Source organism: Pseudomonas sp. FW300-N1A1, from assembly GCF_058789115.1.
Map to the genome: position 1 here is coordinate 1 of NZ_JBYTBK010000051.1, position 19,091 is coordinate 19,091.

Consider the following 19,091-nt stretch of genomic DNA (forward strand, 5'->3'; position numbering starts at 1 on the left):
GCCCTGATGAAAAACCAGAGCGAATACCACCCAAACTCAGTTATTGGAGCTTCCCCTCAAACATAGAATCTCCCACACTGGACCTTGTCGTCCTGCAGGAGCGGGCTTGCCCGTAGGGATGTTAGCCGGTCGCCGCTTAAACCAGCGTCATCAACGCTTCGCGGCTGAACGGCAGGATGTCCTCTTCACGGCCATCACGCACTTTCTGCGCCCAGTCCGGATCGACCAGCAAGGCGCGGCCCACGGCCACCAGATCGAACTCATCGTTGTTCAGGCGCTCCAGCAGTTTCTCCAGGCTGGCAGGCTGCGCGACTTTGTCGGTGTTGACCATGAACTGCAGGAACTCGCCGTCCAGGCCAACGCTGCCGACCGTGATGGTCGGCTTGCCGGTCAGCTTGCGAGTCCAACCGGCCAGGTTCAGTTCAGAGCCATCGAACTCTGGCTCCCAGAAACGACGAGTCGAGCAGTGGAAAATATCCACGCCGGCATCCGACAACGGCTGCAGGAATTCACCCAGCGCCTCAGGGGTGTGCACCAGTCGCGCGGTGTAATCCTGCTGCTTCCACTGGGAAAAGCGGAAGATGATCGGGAAGCCTTCGCCGACCGCGGCACGCACGGCCCGGACCAGTTCGATGGCAAAACGCGAACGGTTGGCCAGGCTGCCACCGTATTCGTCGGTGCGCTGGTTGCTGCCTTCCCAGAAGAACTGGTCGACCAGGTAGCCGTGGGCACCATGAATTTCCACGCCGTCCATGCCGACGCTCTGTGCATCCTTGGCAGCCTGGGCAAATGCCGCGATCACCTCCTGAATGTCCTGCCGGGTCATGCCATGGACCACGACCTGACCTTCCTTGATTTTTTCCGACGGGCCGTAGCCCGGGACACTGGCGTCCGGCTCGGTGCCGATGCGCCGAACGCTGCCCACATGCCACAGTTGCGGAACGATCTTGCCGCCTTCAGCGTGCACGGCATCGACTACTTTCTTCCAGCCGGCCAGCGCGGCCTGGCCATAGAAATGCGGGACGTTGGGGTAGCCGTTGGATGCCTTGTGACCCACCGTGGTGCCCTCGGTGATGATCAGGCCCACGCCAGCCGCCGCGCGACGGCGGTAGTACTCGATCACTTTTGAGTTCGGCACACCGCCCGGAGAGAACGAACGGGTCATCGGTGCCATGACCACGCGGGTCGGCAGTTCCAGCGCGCCGAGGTTGAACGGTTTGAACAAGGCTTTGACGGGCATGCGGCACTCCACAGGGACGCGATATTTATGACGGCGATAATATGGAGACCACTAGGTGCTGAACAGCACTATTGATTGCAGTGATTAAGCTAAAAAGACAGAACGGATTGGCAGGAGCTAGAGGGCCGAAGCGGCCCCTGGTGTCTTGCGGCGATCAACAACACGTGATCGCAGGCAAGTCAGCTCCTGCAAAAAGGGATCAAGCGAGGGCTTTTTCGATGGCCTGGATGACCGTCGGATCATCCGGCGCGGTGCGTGGCGAGAAACGCGCCAGCACGCGACCGTCCTTGCCCATCAGGAATTTTTCGAAATTCCAGGTGATATCACCGGGAAATTCGGCCCCCTCGCCTGCCAGCAGACGATACAGCTGATGACGCTCATGGCCGTTGACTTCCAGCTTGCTGGACAACGGAAAAGTCACGCCGTAGTTGAGGCTGCAGAACGTCTTGATCTCGCCTTCCGTGCCCGGCTCCTGCCCGGCAAACTGGTTGCACGGCAAGCCCAGTACGCTGAAGCCTTTGGCCTTGTACTGCTGATAAAGGTTTTCCAGCGCAGCGTACTGTGGCGTCAGACCACACTTGGAGGCTACGTTGACCACCAGCACGACGTGCCCCTTGAAGGGCGCCAGAGGCAACGCCTGGCCATCCAACGCTTTTAATGTAAGGTCGTGAAAAGCACTCATGACGTACTCCAGATATCCCGTGTTTTTCTCGAAACAGGCCAGCAACCGCGCAAATACCGATGGCCGGTAACGGCCACCGACTAAAAAGGCGCCCTCGGGCGCCTCTCCAGTTATCTGAGCTTAGCGCAGAAATCAGTGGTGATGACCACCTTCGCCATGGATGTGACCATGGGCGATTTCTTCCTGGCTGGCGTCACGGATGTCGATGATCTTGACCTGGAAGTTCAGGCGCTGGCCGGCCAACGGGTGGTTGCCGTCAACGGTCACGTCGTCGCCGTCCAGATCACGGATGGTGACGATCTGCATTTGGCCGTCTGGCGCGGAAGCGTGGAACTGCATGCCCACTTCCAGTTCGTCAACGCCTTCGAACATGCTGCGGCTCAGGGTGCTGACCAGTTCGGCCGCGTATTCGCCGTAGGCGTCTTCCGGTTCTACGGCAACAGTCAGTTCGTCACCGACCGCTTTGCCTTCCAGGGCTTTTTCCAGGCCTGGAATGATGTTGCCTGCGCCTTGCAGGTAAACCAGCGGTGCGCCGCCGGCAGAGCTGTCGATGACCTCACCAGCGTCGTTGGTCAGGGTATAGTCGATGGAGACAGCCTTATTGGCGGCGATCAGCATGGGGCGAGACCTTTTGCATAAGAATAAAGAATGGGTAAGTTTAGCGAAGCAAACGCCCGAAAGCGAACAGATCCCGGATAAACGGCCCGCTTCGAGTTCATCGACGATTACCGGTTTCCATCAGGACGAGGACGGACACTGGGTAGCCGAGCTGTCTTGTGGGCACACCCAGCACCTGCGCCATCAACCCCCCTGGCAAACCAGGGCCTGGGTGCTCGACCCCGTGCAACGTATTGAAAAAATAGGTCAGCCCTTTGCCTGCGGTTGGTGCGCTCAAGGCCCGGTTAGCGATAACCTTGGCGTTTGATTCAGGCAGATCGTCAGGCATGAATGATCGCCATTGCCATGCACCTTCAGAGAATCCGCATGCAAACTTTTTTTATCGCACCCACCGATTTTGGCGTGGGCCTGACCTCCATCAGCCTCGGACTGGTGCGTACCCTCGAGCGAGCGGGGCTGAAAGTCGGCTTCTTCAAGCCGATTGCCCAGCCCCACCCCGGCGACACCGGACCGGAACGCTCCACCGAACTGGTGGCCCGCACCCACGGCCTCAAGCCACCCCAGCCGCTGGGCTTGGCCCACGTCGAGCGGATGCTCGGCGACGGTCAGCTCGATGAGCTGCTGGAAGAAATCATCACCCTGTACCAGCAGGCCGCTGTCGGCAAGGACGTCCTGATCGTCGAAGGCATGGTACCGACCCGCAGCGCCAGCTATGCCGCCCGGGTCAATCTGCATTTGGCCAAGAGTCTGGATGCCGAGGTGATTCTGGTGTCGGCGCCGGAAAACGAAGTGCTCACCGAGCTGTCCGGCCGGGTCGAGTTGCAGGCGCAATTGTTCGGTGGCCCGAAAGACCCGAAAGTCCTGGGCGTGATCCTCAATAAGGTCAAAACCGACGAAAGCATGGAGGCCTTCGCCGCGCGCCTGAAAGAACACTCGCCGTTGTTGCGCAGTGGCGATTTCCGCTTGCTCGGCTGCATTCCATTCCAGCCCGAGCTCAACGCGCCACGCACCCGCGACGTCGCCGACCTGATGGGCGCCCAGGTGCTCAACGCCGGCGACTACGAAACCCGGCGCATGACCAAGATCATCATTTGCGCGCGCACCATGCGCAATACGGTGGAGCTGCTCAAGCCCGGCGTACTGGTGGTGACGCCCGGCGACCGTGACGACATCATCCTGGCCGTCAGCCTGGCCGCCATCAACGGCGTGCCGCTGGCCGGCTTGCTACTGACCAGCGACACCCTGCCCGATCCACGGATCATGGACCTGTGCCGCGGCGCTTTACAGGCAGGCTTGCCCGTACTCTCGGTGAGCACCGGCTCCTACGACACCGCCAATCAGTTGAACGGCCTGAACAAGGAAATCCCGATCGACGACCGCGAGCGGGCGGAGATCATCACCGATTTCGTCGCCAGCCACCTGGATGCCGACTGGTTGCACCAACGCTGTGGCACCCCACGGGAAATGCGCCTGTCGCCCGCGGTGTTCCGCTATCAATTGATCCAGCGCGCCCAGGCGGCCAACAAGCGCATCGTCCTGCCCGAAGGCAGCGAGCCGTTGACCGTGCAGGCGGCAGCCATTTGCCAGGCGCGCGGTATCGCTCGCTGTGTCTTGCTGGCCAAGCCTGAAGATGTGCACGCCGTCGCCCGCGCCCAGGGCATTGAGCTGCCTGAAGGCCTGGAGATTCTCGATCCGGACCTGATCCGCCAGCGCTACGTCGAGCCGATGGTCGCACTGCGCAAGACCAAGAGTCTCAACGCGCCCATGGCCGAGCAGCAACTGGAAGACACCGTGGTGATCGGCACCATGATGCTGGCGCTCGATGAAGTCGACGGGCTGGTGTCCGGGGTCATTCACTCCACCGCCAATACCATTCGCCCGGCCCTGCAGCTGATTAAAACGGCGCCGGGCTGCACCCTGGTGTCGTCGGTGTTTTTCATGCTGTTCCCGGAGGAAGTACTGGTCTACGGCGACTGCATCATGAACCCCCATCCGAGCGCCAGCGAACTGGCCGAGATCGCCCTGCAAAGCGCTGACTCCGCCGCCGCCTTCGGCATCACGCCGCGGGTGGCCATGCTCAGCTATTCCAGCGGTGAGTCGGCCAGCGGCGAAGAGGTGGAAAAAGTCCGTGAAGCCACCTTGCTGGCCCATGAAGCGCAGAACTCGCTGTTGATCGACGGGCCCCTGCAATACGACGCTGCGGCCAACGAAACAGTGGCGCGGCAATTGGCGCCGAACAGCCAGGTGGCAGGCCGGGCAACGGTGTTCATTTTCCCGGACCTGAACACCGGCAACACCACCCACAAGGCCGTGCAACGCAGCGCCGACTGCGTCAGCCTTGGCCCCATGCTGCAAGGCCTGCGCAAACCGGTGAATGACTTGCCGCGCGGCGCCCAAGTCGACGATATCGTCTACACCATCGCCTTGACGGCGATTCAAGCCGCCAACCGACCTATGGATCTTTGAATGCTGGATTTTCTACCCGCAGCCGTACGGGGCGTGATCGCCTCGTTGCTACTGGCGCTGAACACCCTGTTATTGTGCTCGTTCCTGTTCTGCGTCGCACTCTTCAAGGTGTTGCCATTTGCCCTCACCCAACGCTTCTCTCACTGGCTGATGAACCATACCCACGAGGCCTGGATCAGCAACAACAAAGCCTGGATGAACCTGATCGGCCGTACCCGCTGGCATCTCAGCGGCCTTGAGGGCCTGGACTACCAGCATTCCTACCTGGTCACCAGCAACCACCAGAGCTGGGTCGATATCCTGGTGCTGCAGTACGTGCTCAACCGCCGTATTCGCCCGCTGAAATTCTTCCTCAAGCAGGAGTTGATCTGGGTACCCGTGATTGGCGTGGCCTGGTGGGCACTGGACTTCCCGTTCATGAAGCGTTATTCCAAGGCTTACCTGGACAAGCACCCGGACAAGAAAGGCAAGGACCTGGAAACCACCCGCAAGACCTGCGCGAAGTTTCGCAACAACCCGGTGGGCATCTTCAACTTCGCCGAAGGCACGCGCTTTACCCCGGGCAAGCACGCACAGCAGCAGTCACCGTTTCGCTACCTGCTCAAGCCAAAGGCCGGCGGCATTGCGTTTGTGCTGGACGCCATGGGTGAACAACTGGAGTCCATCGTCAACGTGACCATTCACTACCCGGCCGGACGCCCGGGCTTCTGGGACCTGTTATGCGGCAACATGAAAGACGTGGTGGTGCACTTTCAGGAACTGCAGATCCCGGCGTCATTCATCGGCAAGAACTACGAGCAGGATGGTGAGTATCGCCTGCAGTTCCAGGGTTGGATCAACCAGTTGTGGCAGGACAAGGACGCGTTGCTTGAGCAGATGCATCGCGAGTATCCCGCCAAGTAATACCCTGTCTGTGCCTGCTCGCGACGGGGCTCAACCAGACGCAAAAAAAAACCGCAGACGATCACTCGTCCGCGGTTTTTTTCTTGCAGCTTGAAGCTGAAAGCTTATAGCTGCCCCAGCCTCAGATCGCGCCACGCTTGCGCAGCAGATCCAGCACTTGCTTGACGCTTTCTTCCAGCGACAGCGACTGGGTGTCGACCACGAGGTCGGCGTCCAGCGGCACGTCATACGGGAAAGAGTCGCCCGGAATGTTGTCGCCAGCGGCGGCATACAGGCCTTGCGGATCGCGTTCGGCACAAACGATCGGCGAAGCCTGTACATACACCGTCAGTAAACGATCACTGCCGATCAATGCCTTGGCCTGCTCGCGCCCTTCAGCATCGGGTGCAACGAACGCAGCCAGGGTCAGCAAACCGGCTTCGTTGAACTGGCGCGCGACGTGAGCCGCACGACGCCAGTTCTCGGTACGCCCGACGCGGTCCAGTGACAGGCCTTTGTTCAAATCATGACGCAGGTTCTGGCCATCGAGCACAAACACCGCGCGCCCCATGTCGAACAGCTTGCGTTCAACCGCGTAGGCCAAAGTGCTTTTGCCGGCACCCGACAAGCCGCTGAACAGGACGGTGGCCGGTTGCTGGCCGAAGCGCTGGGCACGCTCTTCGGTCGCCACATGAGCCAGTTTTCCATGGTGTGTGCTGCTGCCGTGAGCCAATGGCTGGGCGACGATCATGCCGGCGCCCACCGTGCCATTGGTCAAGCGGTCGATGATGATGAACGCACCGGTCGTGCGGTTGCTCTCGTAACCGTCGAGGGCAATCGGCGCGTCGAGCGCGATCTTGACCTTGCCGATTTCGTTCAGCTGCAACGCGCTGGCCGGGCCTTCTTCCAGGGTGTTCACATCGACCTTGTTGACGATGCTGGCAATGGAGCCCGGCACATAACTGGTGGCGCGCTTGATGTCGTACTTCTTGCCCGGCAGCATCGGCTCTTCAGCCATCCACACCAGCATCGCTTCGAAGTGGTCGGTGACTGGCGGCACACTGTCAGCATGCACCAACAGGTCACCACGGGAGATGTCGATCTCGTCTTCCATGGTCAGGGTGACGGCCTGACCCGGACCGGCGTGCTCCAGTTCACCGTCGAAGGTGACGATGGATTTCACGCGGCTGCTCTTGCCAGAAGGCAGCACCACGACTTCGTCGCCCTTCTTGACGATGCCGCTGGCCAGGGTGCCGGCAAAACCACGGAAGTTCAGGTTCGGACGGTTGACGTACTGCACCGGGAAACGCAGGTCGGTGAAGTTACGATCTCCCGCCACTTCCACGGTCTCGAGGATCTCCATCAGCGACTGGCCGGTGTACCATGGCGAGCGCTCGGACTTGTTCACCACGTTGTCGCCCTTGAGGGCCGACATCGGCACGAAGTGCATGGTGGCGGGCTTCATCTTCAGGCCTTCGGCAAACGCCAGGTAATCGGCCTTGATCGACTCGAACACACCCTGGTCGAAGTCCTTGAGGTCCATCTTGTTGATGGCCACGACGATGTGCTTGATGCCCAGCAGGGAGGCGATGAAGCTGTGGCGACGGGTCTGGGTCTGCACACCATAACGGGCATCGACCAGGATGATCGCCAGGTCACAGGTGGAGGCACCGGTCGCCATGTTGCGGGTGTACTGCTCATGGCCGGGGGTGTCGGCGATGATGAATTTGCGCTTGGCGGTGGAGAAATAGCGGTAGGCAACATCGATGGTGATGCCTTGCTCACGCTCGGCCTGCAGGCCGTCGACCAGCAACGCCAGGTCGATATCATCGCCCGTGGTGCCGACTTTTTTCGAGTCGCGGGTAATGGCTTCCAGATGGTCTTCGTAGATCATCTTGGAGTCGTGCAGCAGGCGCCCGATCAGGGTGCTCTTACCGTCGTCGACGTTACCGCAGGTCAGAAAGCGCAGCAGCTCTTTGCGTTCGTGCTGGCCCAGGTAGGCGAGGATGTCCTCGCTGATCAAATCAGATTGGTGAGACATGACAACCCCTTAGAAATAACCCTGACGTTTTTTGTCTTCCATGGAGCCGGCGCCATCGTGATCGATGACCCGGCCCTGGCGCTCGGAAGTACGCGTCAGGAGCATTTCCTGAATGATGTCCGTAAGGCTTTCGGCCTCGGACTCCACCGCGCCCGTCAACGGGTAGCAACCAAGGGTACGGAAACGGACTTTCTTCTTGACGATGCGGGCTTTGTCTTCGTCGCTCAGGTGCTCGAGGATGCGCTCGTCGTCGATCATGATCAGCGTACCGTTCTTCTCGATGACGTTACGCTCGGCGGCGAAGTACAGCGGGACGATCGGGATACCTTCCAGGTAGATGTACTGCCAGATGTCCAGCTCGGTCCAGTTCGACAGCGGGAACACGCGGATCGACTCGCCTTTGTTGACCTTGCCGTTGTAGACGTTCCACAGCTCCGGACGCTGGTTTTTCGGGTCCCAGCGGTGCTTGCTGTCGCGGAACGAGTACACGCGCTCTTTGGCGCGGGATTTCTCTTCATCGCGACGGGCGCCACCGAAGGCTGCGTCGAAACCATGCTTGTCCAGGGCCTGCTTCAGGCCTTCGGTCTTCATGATATCGGTGTGCTTGGCACTGCCGTGGGTGAAGGGGTTGATGCCTTGCGCCACGCCTTCGGGGTTGACGTGGGTAATCAGGTCCAGGCCCAGCTCTTCGACCATCTTGTCGCGGAAGCTGTACATCTCCTGGAACTTCCATTGGGTGTCGACGTGCATCACCGGAAACGGCAGCTTGCCCGGGAAGAATGCCTTGCGTGCCAGGTGCAGCATAACGGCGGAGTCTTTACCGATGGAGTACAGCATGACCGGGTTGTCGAACTCGGCGGCCACCTCGCGGATGATGTGGATGCTTTCCGCCTCCAGCTGTTTCAGATGCGTCAGTTTGTCGACCATGGCTACTCACGAAAGCTTTCTTATGAACGGCCAGCGGGCCGTGTTCGAGCGAGGATCCTAGCACAGCGTCATCTTCTAATCAGGACGCCAACTAGATCGAAAGGGCATATGAATATGCCTGCGCGTTCTGGCGCCGCGGTCCCACAAGGAAATCAGATCGGGTTGGGACAGTCGATGAAGATGTGCTCCAGGGCGAACCGCCGCGCCAGGTATTCCCCCAGTGCCTGCACGCCATAGCGCTCGGTGGCGTGATGACCGGCCGCGATAAAGCTGATGCCATTCTCGCGGGCGCTGTGGAAGGTTTGCTCGGACGCCTCGCCACTCAGGTACAAATCGACGCCGGCTTGCACCGCCTGGTCAATGTAACCCTGGCCACCACCGGTGCACCAGCCCACACGCCGAATCATCTCGCGGCCTTCGATCAGCAAGGGTTCACGGCCCATGACGTCCCGCACATGACGGGCGAAGTCCCGCGCGGTCATGGGTTCGGCCAGCGAGCCCACCAACCCGACCACCTTGAGGTTATCCGGGTCCAGCGGACCTTCCACGGTGATATCCAGTTGGCGAGCCAGTTGCACGTTGTTGCCCACATCCGGGTGCAAATCCAGCGGCAAGTGATAGGCCAACAGGCTGATATCGTGCTTGAGCAGGGTCTTGAGGCGGCGCTGCTTCATGCCGGTGATGCAGGGGTTCTCGCCCCTCCAGAAATAACCGTGGTGGACCAGCACCAGGTCGGCCTGGGCTTCGACTGCGGCATCGAGCAAGGCCTGGCTGGCCGTGACGCCGCTGACGATACGCATGACCTGCGGCCGACCTTCGACTTGCAAGCCATTGGGGCAATAATCGGAAATCTTCGGACTGCTGAGGTAGCGATCCGCTTCTTCTACCAGGGTGCTCAGGGCAACGGCCATAAAAGACTCCTAAATATCCCATTCAGAGGCGCGCGCGGCCTCGTATAATGCGCAACATTATGGGCCGTGGTTGGCCCGTCGTAACCTCCCAGGATTTGTTCAATGCTCAAGGGTCTGCGTTTTTTTGGCTGGCCGCTGTTGGCCGGCGTGCTGATTGCGTTGCTGATTATCCAGCGTTACCCGCAATGGGTCGGGCTACCGAGCCAGGATGTGAACCTTCAGCAGGCCCCGCAAACTACCCTGAACCAGCATGGACAGGTGTCCTACGCCGATGCGGTGGTCATCGCGGCTCCCGCGGTGGTCAACCTCTACACCACCAAAGTGGTCAACAAAACCACTCACCCGCTGTTTGAAGACCCACAGTTCCGACGCTTCTTCGGTGACAACGCGCCCAAGCAGAAACGCATGGAGTCGAGCCTCGGTTCCGGGGTGATCATGAGCCCGGAAGGTTATTTGCTGACCAATAACCACGTCACCGCCGGCGCCGATCAGATCGTGGTCGCACTCAAGGATGGTCGTGAAACCCTGGCTCGCGTCATCGGTAGCGATCCGGAAACCGACCTCGCGGTGCTGAAAATCGACTTGAAGCACCTGCCATCGATCACGGTCGGCCGCTCGGAAAGCATCCGGGTCGGCGACGTTGCGCTGGCCATCGGCAACCCGTTCGGCGTCGGCCAGACCGTGACCATGGGCATCATCAGCGCCACCGGGCGCAATCAGTTGGGCCTGAACAACTACGAAGACTTCATCCAGACCGATGCCGCGATCAACCCGGGCAACTCCGGCGGCGCGCTGGTGGATGCCAACGGCAACCTGACCGGCATCAACACGGCGATATTCTCCAAGTCCGGCGGCTCACAAGGTATCGGCTTCGCGATTCCGATCAAGCTGGCCATGGAGGTGATGAAGTCGATCATCGAGCACGGCCAGGTGATTCGCGGCTGGCTGGGCATTGAAGTGCAACCCCTGAGCCAGGAATTGGCGGAGTCGTTTGGCCTGTCGGGGCGACCGGGTATTGTCGTTGCCGGGATTTTCCGTGATGGCCCGGCACAAAAAGCCGGCCTGCAATTGGGCGACGTGATCCTCAGCATCGATGGCGAACCTGCCGGTGATGGCCGTCGTTCGATGAACCAGGTGGCGCGGATCAAGCCGACCGACAAGGTCAGTATCCAGGTCATCCGCAACGGCAAGGAACTCGAACTGACAGCGGAAATCGGCCTGCGGCCACCCCCTGCCCCGATCGCCAAAAAAGCAGAGTAAGCGCTAGCCCGCCGGTTGTTCAGTTCGCTGACGTTGTACACCTTGTGGCGAGGGGGCAAGCTCCCTCGCCACACGATCAAGTCATTTACAGGTCGCCGAGTGCGTCGATCAATGCCTGGTTCTGCTCTGGCGTGCCGATGGTAATGCGCAGGAACTGGGCAATCCGCTCCTGCTTGAAGTGACGAACGATCACGCCCTGCTCGCGCAACTTCGCCGCCAGGCCAGCAGCGTCGTGCCGAGGATGGCGGGCGAAAATGAAGTTCGCCGCCGACGGCAGCACGTCAAAGCCCTTCTCCTGCAGCTGCGCAACCACCTGCTCGCGACTGTCGATCACCCGTCGACAGGTCTTGTCGAAGTACTCGCGATCATCAAAGGCTGCGGCCGCGCCGACGATCGCCAGGCGATCCAGCGGATACGAGTTGAAGCTGTTCTTGATCCGCTCCAGCGCCTCGATCAGGTCCGGATGCCCCACCGCCAGGCCCACACGCAAACCCGCCAGCGAGCGTGATTTGGACAGGGTCTGGGTGACCAGCAGGTTCGGGTAGCGATCGACCAGACTGATCGCGGTTTCACCGCCGAAGTCGATGTAGGCTTCATCGACCACGACCACCGAATCCGGGCTGGCCTTAAGGATCTGCTCCACGGCGTCCAGCGCCAGCAGGCAACCGGTCGGTGCGTTCGGGTTAGGGAAAATGATCCCGCCGTTCGGTTTGGCGTAGTCCGCCGGATTGATCTGGAACTGCTCGTCCAAAGGCACCGCGTCGAATTTGATGCCGTACAACCCGCAGTAGACCGGGTAGAAGCTGTAGCTGATGTCCGGGAACAGCAGCGGCTGATCGTGTTGCAGCAACCCGTGGAAGATGTGCGCCAGGACTTCATCGGAACCGTTGCCGAGGAATACCTGGTTGCCCTGTACGCCGTAGTACCTGGCAACGGCCTGCTTGAGCAGGTCGCTGTTGGGGTCCGGGTACAGGCGCAGCGCGTCGTTTAGCTCGGTCTGCATCGCCGCCAGTGCCTTGGGGGATGGACCGTAGGGGTTTTCGTTGGTGTTGAGCTTGACCAGTTTCGCCAGCTTCGGCTGTTCGCCCGGCACATAGGGCACCAGATCCTTGACGAACGAACTCCAGAATTTACTCATGTTCAGTTTCCTTCTTTGTCGTCAACGATGCGGTATTCGGCGCTGCGGGCGTGGGCCGTCAGCGATTCGCCACGGGCCAGCACGGAAGCCGTCTTGCCCAGTTCCGAAGCGCCTGCCTCGGAGCAGAAGATGATCGACGAACGCTTCTGGAAGTCATACACCCCCAGCGGCGAAGAGAAACGCGCGGTGCCGGAAGTCGGCAATACGTGGTTGGGGCCGGCGCAGTAGTCGCCCAGGGCCTCGCTGGTGTGGCGCCCCATGAAGATCGCCCCGGCGTGGCGAATCTGCGGCAGCCAGGCTTGAGGATCAGCGACCGACAGCTCAAGGTGCTCCGGCGCAATGCGATTGGCCACCTCGATGGCTTGCTGCATGTCACGCACCTGGATCAGTGCACCACGGCCATTGATCGAGGTTTCGATGATCTGGGCACGCTCCATGGTCGGCAACAGCTTGGCAATGCTCGCCGCCACCTGGTCGAGGAACCCGGCATCGGGGCTGACCAGAATCGCCTGGGCGTCTTCGTCGTGCTCGGCCTGGGAGAACAGGTCCATGGCGATCCAGTCCGGATCGGTCTGGCCGTCACACACCACGAGGATTTCCGAAGGACCGGCAATCATGTCGATGCCCACCTGGCCAAACACATGACGCTTGGCAGTGGCCACATAGATGTTGCCAGGGCCGACGACCTTGTCGACCTTCGGCACGCTTTCGGTGCCGTAGGCCAGCGCCGCCACGGCTTGCGCGCCGCCAATGGTGAACACCCGGTCGACGCCCGCGATGCACGCCGCCGCCAGCACCAGTTCGTTGACTTCACCACGCGGGGTCGGCACGACCATGACCACTTCGATCACGCCAGCCACCTTGGCCGGAATCGCGTTCATCAGCACCGAGGACGGATAGGACGCCTTGCCGCCAGGCACGTACAGGCCGGCGCGGTCCAGTGGTGTGACCTTCTGGCCCAGTACCGTGCCGTCGGCTTCGGTGTAGGTCCAGGAGTCCTGCTTTTGTTTTTCGTGGTAGCTGCGCACCCGGGCAGCGGCTTTTTCCAGGGCTTCTCGCTGGGGCACGGTAATGCGGGTCAGTGCCAGCTCCAGACGTTCGCGTGGCAGGATCAGGTCCGCCATCGAGGCAACCTGCAGGCCATCGAACTTCTGGGTGAACTCAACCAGCGCGGCGTCGCCACGCTCACGCACCGCCTTGATGATGTCCAGCACTCGCTGATTGACCGAGTCGTCAGACACACTTTCCCAGCTCAGCAGATGATCCAGATGATGCGCGAAATCCGGGTCAGCAGCGTTGAGTCGGCGAATTGCAGTCGGTGCGGTCATAGCGAGAGCCTCATAGGATTGGCAAAAACTCAGGCGCCCTAACTTAGCCGTCGTTTCCGCTTGGGCACCTGAGAATTCTGGCTATGAGGCGGATAGACGGGCGCAACTTAACGTCGCGCAGGTGAATCAGCCGCGGTGTCGAGACTCCACTGCCTTGCGCAGGGTGTCGATCAACGCCTGGATTCGGGCGTGCTGCATTTTCATTGAAGCTTTGTTGACGATCAGCCGGGAGCTGATGGCCGCAATGAAGTCCTGTGGCTCCAGGCCGTTGGCCCGCAGCGTGTTACCGGTATCGACCACGTCGATGATCTTGTCCGCCAGACCGATCAACGGCGCCAACTCCATCGAGCCGTAAAGCTTGATGATGTCGACCTGACGACCCTGCTCGGCATAGTAACGCTTGGCAACATTGACGAACTTGGTGGCAATACGCAGACGGCCCTTGGGCTCGACCGCGCCGATTTTACCGGCGGTCATCAACTTGCACTGGGCGATCTGCAGGTCCAGTGGCTCGTACAGGCCCTGGCCGCCGTATTCCATCAGCACATCTTTACCGGCGACGCCCAGGTCAGCGGCACCATGCTCGACGTAGGTCGGCACATCGGTGGCACGCACGATCAGCAAGCGCACGTCGGCCTGGGTCGTGGGGATGATCAGCTTGCGGCTCTTGTCCGGATTCTCGGTCGGCACGATGCCCGCTTCAGCCAGAAGCGGCAGGGTGTCGTCGAGGATGCGGCCCTTGGACAGTGCGATGGTCAACATGGGAAACGTCAGTCCTTATCAGGCAACGATGCCCGGTCGCAAACGGCGCCGGACACAGGCCGAGCCTGAAACAGGCTCGACTTCAATCAATCTATGGGCACTTCCCTGTGCCCTTGACGCAGGGACTAGCCCGGTACGCGGCGGATCTTCGCGCCCAGCATCTGCAACTTCTCTTCGATGCACTCGTAGCCACGGTCAATGTGGTAGATGCGATCGATCAGGGTGTCGCCTTCGGCGATCAGTGCCGAAATCACCAGGCTGGCCGAAGCCCGCAGGTCGGTAGCCATCACTGGCGCGCCCTTGAGTTTTTCGATACCAGTGACAATGGCGGTGTTGCCTTCGACCTGGATGTGAGCACCCATGCGATGCAGTTCGTAGACGTGCATGAAGCGGTTTTCGAAGATCGTCTCGATCACAGCGCCAGTGCCTTCGGCAATCGCGTTGAGGGAGATGAACTGCGCCTGCATGTCGGTCGGGAACGCCGGGTACGGAGCCGTACGCACGTTAACAGCTTTAGGCCGCTTGCCGTGCATGTTCAGCTCGATCCAGTCTTCGCCGGTGGTGACTTCAGCACCCGACTCACGAAGCTTTTCCAGAACGGCTTCAAGAATGGTCGGATCCGTGTCCTTGACCTTCACACGACCGCCGGTCACGGCAGCAGCGACCAGGTAGGTACCGGTTTCAATACGGTCCGGCATGACTTTGTAGACCGCCGAGTGCAAGCGCGGTACGCCGTCGATGGTGATGGTGTCGGTGCCGGCACCCTGGACCTTGGCGCCCATGGCGTTGAGGAAGTTCGCCAGGTCGACGACTTCAGGTTCGCGAGCGGCGTTTGCCAGAACGCTGCGACCGTTGGCCAGCGCCGCCGCCATCATGATGTTCTCGGTACCGGTCACGCTGACGGTATCGAAGAAGAAGTGCGCACCACGCAAGCCGCCTTCCGGTGCCTTGGCCTTGATGTAGCCGCCTTCGACGTCGATGGTCGCGCCCATGGCCTCAAGGCCACGGATGTGCAGGTCGACCGGACGCGAACCGATGGCGCAACCGCCAGGCAGGGCGACTTCAGCTTCACCGAAACGCGCAACCATAGGGCCCAGCACCAGGATCGAGGCACGCATGGTTTTCACCAGTTCGTACGGTGCGATCAGGGTCTTGATGGTGCGCGGGTCGATTTCGACGCTGAGCTTCTCGTCGATCACCGGCTCAATGCCCATGCGACCGAACAGTTCGATCATGGTGGTGATGTCGTGCAGGTGCGGCAGGTTGGCGACAGTCACCGGGCCGTCACACAGCAGCGTTGCCGCCAGAATCGGCAGGGCAGAGTTCTTTGCCCCGGAGATGCGGATTTCGCCATCAAGACGAACGCCGCCGGTAATAATCAATTTATCCATAAGAATCTCGACGCCCTTGGGCTCAGGTGCGCTCGGCCCAGGCCGCGCTGCTGAAAAATTTCATAGTGACCGCGTGGATGCTGCCATCAGCGATCCATGGGTTCAAATGGGCATAGATGCTCTGTTGACGCTTGACCGGGCTCAAAGCCACCAGTTCATCGCTAATCACGTTCAGCTGAAAGTTGCAGCCTTCGCCCTCAACTTCTACCTGTACGGATAAAAGAGTCTCGGACAGCTTTCCCTCAAGGAAGCTCTTCACTTCGTTGGCCTGCATGCTCAACCTCAATCGGCGCCCTGTGCGCACGGGTCGGACATCATACAAAAAAGCCCCGCGCCTGCGAACCCCGCATGGCAGGACTCTGACGGGGGGCCTTTTATAGATGTTAGTTAAGGGTGCGCCAAAATCCCGGTCAAACCAGAGACCTGAGCGATTTCACGCATGTCATCAGGCAATGCACGGACACTCACAGCCTTGCCACCGGCTGCCGCGTCGCGCATGAAAGCCATCAGCAACGACAAACCGACGCTGCTGGACTTCTCCACGCCCGAGCAATCCAGCACCACGGCTGGCGCGGTACTGGACTTGATCAGGGCCTGGCCCTGCTTGCGCAGTTCCGGGCCGGAGCGATAATCGAGTACGCCACTGAGCATCAGCTCACCAGCTTCGCCCATACGGACGGCCGACTCACTCATTGCGCTTGCTTCTCGGTGGCCTGCTCAGTGTTTGCCTTGGCTTTGGCGACTTCACCGGCCCAACCATTGATGGTCTTGTCCAGGTCGTTGCCATTGCGCTGCATCGCGTCGGCGAACTGGTCACGGAACAGTTTGCCAATGTTGATGCCGTTGATGATCACGTTGCGCAGCTTCCACTCGCCATTGATCTTCTCGAGTGTGTAGGACACAGGATAGATCGAGCCATTACTACCCTTGACGGTCATGCCAACGCTGGTACGGGTTCCCGACTCATCCTTGGCAGGCTCGACGACGATGCCCTGGTTGTTGTACTCGAGCAAGGCGTTGCCATAGAACTGGAACAGGCCGGTCTTGAAGTTTTCTTCAAAGGTCTTCATCTGCGCAGGCGTGGCCTTGCGCGAGTACTTGACCGTCATGATGCTCTTGGAAATGCCCTCGGCATCCACCACGGGCCCGACAATGCTGTTCAATGCAGCATAAAAGTCCTTCGGATCCTGCTTGTACTTCTCTTTGTTGGCCGCAAGGTCTGCGAGCAACCGGTTGGTCGTATCCTGTACCAGCTCGTGCGCCGAAGGCGCAGCTACGGCGTTAGCCATCAGCGGCAAGGCCGCGAGCAAGACAAACAGGCTACGTCGCAAGGTAGAGATCATGGAAAAACTCCTCATTTGGCGTCTTTACTAACGGTATTGAGCAAGAATTTACCGATCAGGTCCTCGAGCACCAGCGCCGACTGCGTGTCATGGATGGTCTGGCCATCCTTGAGCAGACTCTCCTCACCGCCAACGCTGATACCGATGTACTTCTCGCCCAGCAGACCGGCGGTGAGGATGGAAGCCGTGGAATCAGACGGTAGATTATCTACACGTTTCTCCAGTTCCAACGTCACTCGACCGGTGAAGCTGTCGCGATCCAGATCGATTGCCGTGACCTTGCCGATGGTCACACCGGCCATGGTCACTTTGGATCTGACCGTCAAACCGGCGATATTGTCGAAATAGGCATAAAGTTTATAGCTGTCGGTGCTCGAAACGGGGGACAGTCCACTGACCCGCAGGGCAAGCAGCAGTAAAGCCAGGATGCCAGCCAGCAAGAAAAGGCCGACACCGATTTCCAGGGTGCGGTTTTGCATCAGAAATCTCCAAACATCAAGGCGGTCAAAATAAAGTCCAGGCCGAGGATGGCCAATGAGGCATACACCACGGTCTTGGTGGTGGCACGACTGATCCCTTCCGAGGTGGGGTCACAGTCATAGCCTTGGAATACGGCGATCCAGGTCACGACAAAGGCAAAGACCATGCTTTTGATAATGCCGTTGAGCACGTCACCATTGAACGTCACGCTGTTTTGCATGTTCGACCAGTAGGAGCCTTCATACACACCCAGCCAGTCAACCGCCACCCAGGAGCCGCCCCAGATTCCGACCACGCTGAAAATCATCGCCAGCAGTGGCAGGGAGATGAAGCCAGCCCACAGACGGGGGGCAATGATGTACTTGAGCGGATCGACGCCAATCATTTCCAGACTGGACAGTTGCTCGGTGGACTTCATGTTGCCGATTTCCGCAGTCAACGCGGAGCCCGCGCGCCCGGCGAACAACAATGCCGTGACCACCGGCCCCAACTCACGCAACAGGGTCAGCGCCACCATCTGCCCAACCGCCTGCTCCGAGCCGTAGCTGGACAGAATGTTGAAGCCCTGCAGCGCCAGCACCATGCCGATGAAGATCCCGGAGACCACGATGATCACCAGGGACATGACGCCGACCGAATGCAACTGCTTGACCAGCAGGCTGAAACCGCTGCCTACGCTGCCGCGCCCGAGCAACGCGTGAAACAGGAACAGCGATGAACGACCCAGGACCGCGACGCTGTCGATGCCGGCCTGGCCGAATCGACGAACTCTTTCTATTAGTGAAATCTTGCGCATCAGCGCTTCCCCAGAAGATCTGCGCGGTAATCCGTCGCTGGAAAGTGGAACGGTACCGGCCCGTCCGGATCACCTTTCATGAATTGGCGAATTCTCGGATTATCGGAATCCATCAACTCGGCGGGCGTGCCCTGCCCCAGCACCTGCCCATCACCGACGACATACAGATAGTCGGCAATGCTCGCGGTTTCGGCCAGGTCATGGGAAACCACGATGCTGGTAATCCCCAGGGCGTCGTTGAGCAGACGGATCAGGCGTACCAGTACGCCCATGGCGATAGGGTCCTGGCCGACGAATGGCTCGTCGTACATGAGAATACGCGGATCCAGGGCAATGGCACGGGCCAGCGCCACACGACGCTTCATGCCACCGGACAGCTCATCGGGCATCAACTCGATTGCGCCACGCAAGCCCACTGCCTCCAGCTTCATCAATACGATGTCGCGGATCATTTCTTCCGGCAGTTGGGTATGAATACGCAACGGGAATGCGACGTTCTCGAACACATCGAGGTCGGTGAACAGTGCACCGCTCTGGAACAACACGCCCATGTGCTTGCGCGCATCGAACAGATCGCTACGCGACAGCTTGGGCAAATTCTGCCCGTTGACCCACACTTCGCCACCGGAAGGACGCAACTGCGCGCCCATCAGGCGCAACAGCGTGGTTTTCCCGCAGCCGGAAGGTCCCATGATGCCGGTGACCTTGCCGCGTGGAATGCGAATATCGACATTGTTGAAAATGCTACGCGCGCCGCGCTTGAAGGACACTCCCTTCAGCTCGACCGCGTAGGCGTTATCGGCACTCATCTAAACTCCTTGCGATG

General features: G+C 60.1%; 20 protein-coding genes. 4 read left to right on the top strand and 16 right to left on the bottom strand.

Features of this window, described 5'->3' with window-relative positions; all coding sequences use genetic code 11:
- Window positions 1–136: 136 nt before the first annotated feature.
- The 3 genes from AC3WQN_RS23170 to AC3WQN_RS23180 all read right to left on the bottom strand — a co-directional run bounded on the left by AC3WQN_RS23170 (window position 137) and on the right by AC3WQN_RS23180 (window position 2,540).
- Window positions 137–1,240 carry an NADH:flavin oxidoreductase gene (locus AC3WQN_RS23170; protein WP_103401653.1) on the bottom strand — a complete coding sequence of 368 codons (1,104 nt, stop codon included), beginning with the start codon at window positions 1,238–1,240 and terminating at the stop codon, window positions 137–139.
- A 199-nt stretch (window positions 1,241–1,439) separates the two neighbouring features.
- Window positions 1,440–1,922, bottom strand: coding sequence for a glutathione peroxidase (locus tag AC3WQN_RS23175; RefSeq protein ID WP_103401654.1), 483 nt, complete (start codon window positions 1,920–1,922; stop codon window positions 1,440–1,442).
- Window positions 1,923–2,054: 132 nt separating this feature from the next.
- Window positions 2,055–2,540: an FKBP-type peptidyl-prolyl cis-trans isomerase gene (locus AC3WQN_RS23180; RefSeq protein WP_095077829.1), complete on the bottom strand. Its 486-nt coding sequence runs from the start codon at window positions 2,538–2,540 to the stop codon at window positions 2,055–2,057.
- Between AC3WQN_RS23180 and AC3WQN_RS23185 the strand changes: the two genes are divergently transcribed.
- The 3 genes from AC3WQN_RS23185 to yihG are packed head-to-tail and all read left to right on the top strand — an operon-like array spanning window position 2,509 to window position 5,909.
- The gene (locus tag AC3WQN_RS23185; RefSeq protein ID WP_103401674.1) at window positions 2,509–2,847 is read left to right on the top strand and encodes a DUF3565 domain-containing protein; all 339 of its coding nucleotides are present in this window, start codon (window positions 2,509–2,511) and stop codon (window positions 2,845–2,847) included. The two genes, AC3WQN_RS23180 and AC3WQN_RS23185, sit on opposite strands and share 32 nt — an antisense overlap.
- Before the next feature lie 59 nt (window positions 2,848–2,906).
- On the top strand, window positions 2,907–5,006 hold the full coding sequence (pta, locus tag AC3WQN_RS23190) for a phosphate acetyltransferase (RefSeq protein ID WP_103401675.1): 2,100 nt from the start codon (window positions 2,907–2,909) through the stop codon (window positions 5,004–5,006).
- A complete protein-coding gene (yihG, locus tag AC3WQN_RS23195) occupies window positions 5,007–5,909 on the top strand; it encodes a 1-acylglycerol-3-phosphate O-acyltransferase, YihG family (protein WP_103401655.1) in 903 nt (300 codons plus the stop codon).
- Between the two features lie 121 nt (window positions 5,910–6,030).
- Here yihG and cysN read toward each other — a convergent pair whose 3' ends face one another.
- The 3 genes from cysN to AC3WQN_RS23210 form a co-directional block, all read right to left on the bottom strand.
- Window positions 6,031–7,929: a sulfate adenylyltransferase subunit CysN gene (gene cysN, locus AC3WQN_RS23200; protein WP_103401656.1), complete on the bottom strand. Its 1,899-nt coding sequence runs from the start codon at window positions 7,927–7,929 to the stop codon at window positions 6,031–6,033.
- Between the two features lie 9 nt (window positions 7,930–7,938).
- Window positions 7,939–8,856 (bottom strand): sulfate adenylyltransferase subunit CysD, encoded by a 918-nt coding sequence (gene cysD, locus AC3WQN_RS23205; RefSeq protein ID WP_095144976.1) that lies wholly within the window; start codon window positions 8,854–8,856, stop codon window positions 7,939–7,941.
- A 152-nt stretch (window positions 8,857–9,008) separates the two neighbouring features.
- Entirely contained in the window at window positions 9,009–9,767 is a 759-nt protein-coding gene (locus AC3WQN_RS23210; RefSeq protein ID WP_103401657.1) for a Nif3-like dinuclear metal center hexameric protein, read from the bottom strand.
- A 102-nt stretch (window positions 9,768–9,869) separates the two neighbouring features.
- Between AC3WQN_RS23210 and algW the strand changes: the two genes are divergently transcribed.
- Window positions 9,870–11,027, top strand: coding sequence for a Do family serine endopeptidase AlgW (gene algW, locus AC3WQN_RS23215; protein ID WP_103401658.1), 1,158 nt, complete (start codon window positions 9,870–9,872; stop codon window positions 11,025–11,027).
- A gap of 85 nt (window positions 11,028–11,112) precedes the next feature.
- Here the strand turns inward: algW and hisC are convergent, their stop codons facing one another.
- From hisC to AC3WQN_RS23265, 10 genes are all read right to left on the bottom strand, one after another.
- A complete protein-coding gene (gene hisC / locus AC3WQN_RS23220) occupies window positions 11,113–12,165 on the bottom strand; it encodes a histidinol-phosphate transaminase (protein ID WP_103401659.1) in 1,053 nt (350 codons plus the stop codon).
- Window positions 12,166–12,167: 2 nt separating this feature from the next.
- A complete protein-coding gene (hisD, locus tag AC3WQN_RS23225) occupies window positions 12,168–13,493 on the bottom strand; it encodes a histidinol dehydrogenase (RefSeq protein ID WP_103401660.1) in 1,326 nt (441 codons plus the stop codon).
- Window positions 13,494–13,619: 126 nt separating this feature from the next.
- Window positions 13,620–14,255 (bottom strand): ATP phosphoribosyltransferase, encoded by a 636-nt coding sequence (gene hisG / locus AC3WQN_RS23230; protein WP_071551796.1) that lies wholly within the window; start codon window positions 14,253–14,255, stop codon window positions 13,620–13,622.
- Window positions 14,256–14,380: 125 nt separating this feature from the next.
- Window positions 14,381–15,646, bottom strand: a complete 1,266-nt coding sequence (gene murA / locus AC3WQN_RS23235; protein ID WP_095144984.1) for a UDP-N-acetylglucosamine 1-carboxyvinyltransferase — start codon at window positions 15,644–15,646, stop codon at window positions 14,381–14,383.
- A 22-nt stretch (window positions 15,647–15,668) separates the two neighbouring features.
- Window positions 15,669–15,920, bottom strand: a complete 252-nt coding sequence (locus tag AC3WQN_RS23240) for a BolA family protein (RefSeq protein ID WP_095077854.1) — start codon at window positions 15,918–15,920, stop codon at window positions 15,669–15,671.
- 113 nt (window positions 15,921–16,033) lie between these two features.
- Entirely contained in the window at window positions 16,034–16,339 is a 306-nt protein-coding gene (locus AC3WQN_RS23245; RefSeq protein WP_103401661.1) for an STAS domain-containing protein, read from the bottom strand.
- Window positions 16,336–16,989, bottom strand: coding sequence for an MlaC/ttg2D family ABC transporter substrate-binding protein (locus AC3WQN_RS23250; RefSeq protein ID WP_103401662.1), 654 nt, complete (start codon window positions 16,987–16,989; stop codon window positions 16,336–16,338). The genes AC3WQN_RS23245 and AC3WQN_RS23250 overlap by 4 nt, the downstream gene beginning before the upstream one ends.
- Window positions 16,990–17,000: 11 nt before the next feature.
- Window positions 17,001–17,468, bottom strand: a complete 468-nt coding sequence (mlaD, locus tag AC3WQN_RS23255) for an outer membrane lipid asymmetry maintenance protein MlaD (RefSeq protein ID WP_095144987.1) — start codon at window positions 17,466–17,468, stop codon at window positions 17,001–17,003.
- Window positions 17,468–18,265: a lipid asymmetry maintenance ABC transporter permease subunit MlaE gene (gene mlaE, locus AC3WQN_RS23260; protein ID WP_095144988.1), complete on the bottom strand. Its 798-nt coding sequence runs from the start codon at window positions 18,263–18,265 to the stop codon at window positions 17,468–17,470. The genes mlaD and mlaE overlap by 1 nt, the downstream gene beginning before the upstream one ends.
- Window positions 18,265–19,074 carry an ATP-binding cassette domain-containing protein gene (locus tag AC3WQN_RS23265; protein ID WP_103401663.1) on the bottom strand — a complete coding sequence of 270 codons (810 nt, stop codon included), beginning with the start codon at window positions 19,072–19,074 and terminating at the stop codon, window positions 18,265–18,267. Before AC3WQN_RS23265 ends, mlaE begins: the two co-directional genes overlap by 1 nt.
- Window positions 19,075–19,091 lie beyond the last annotated feature (17 nt).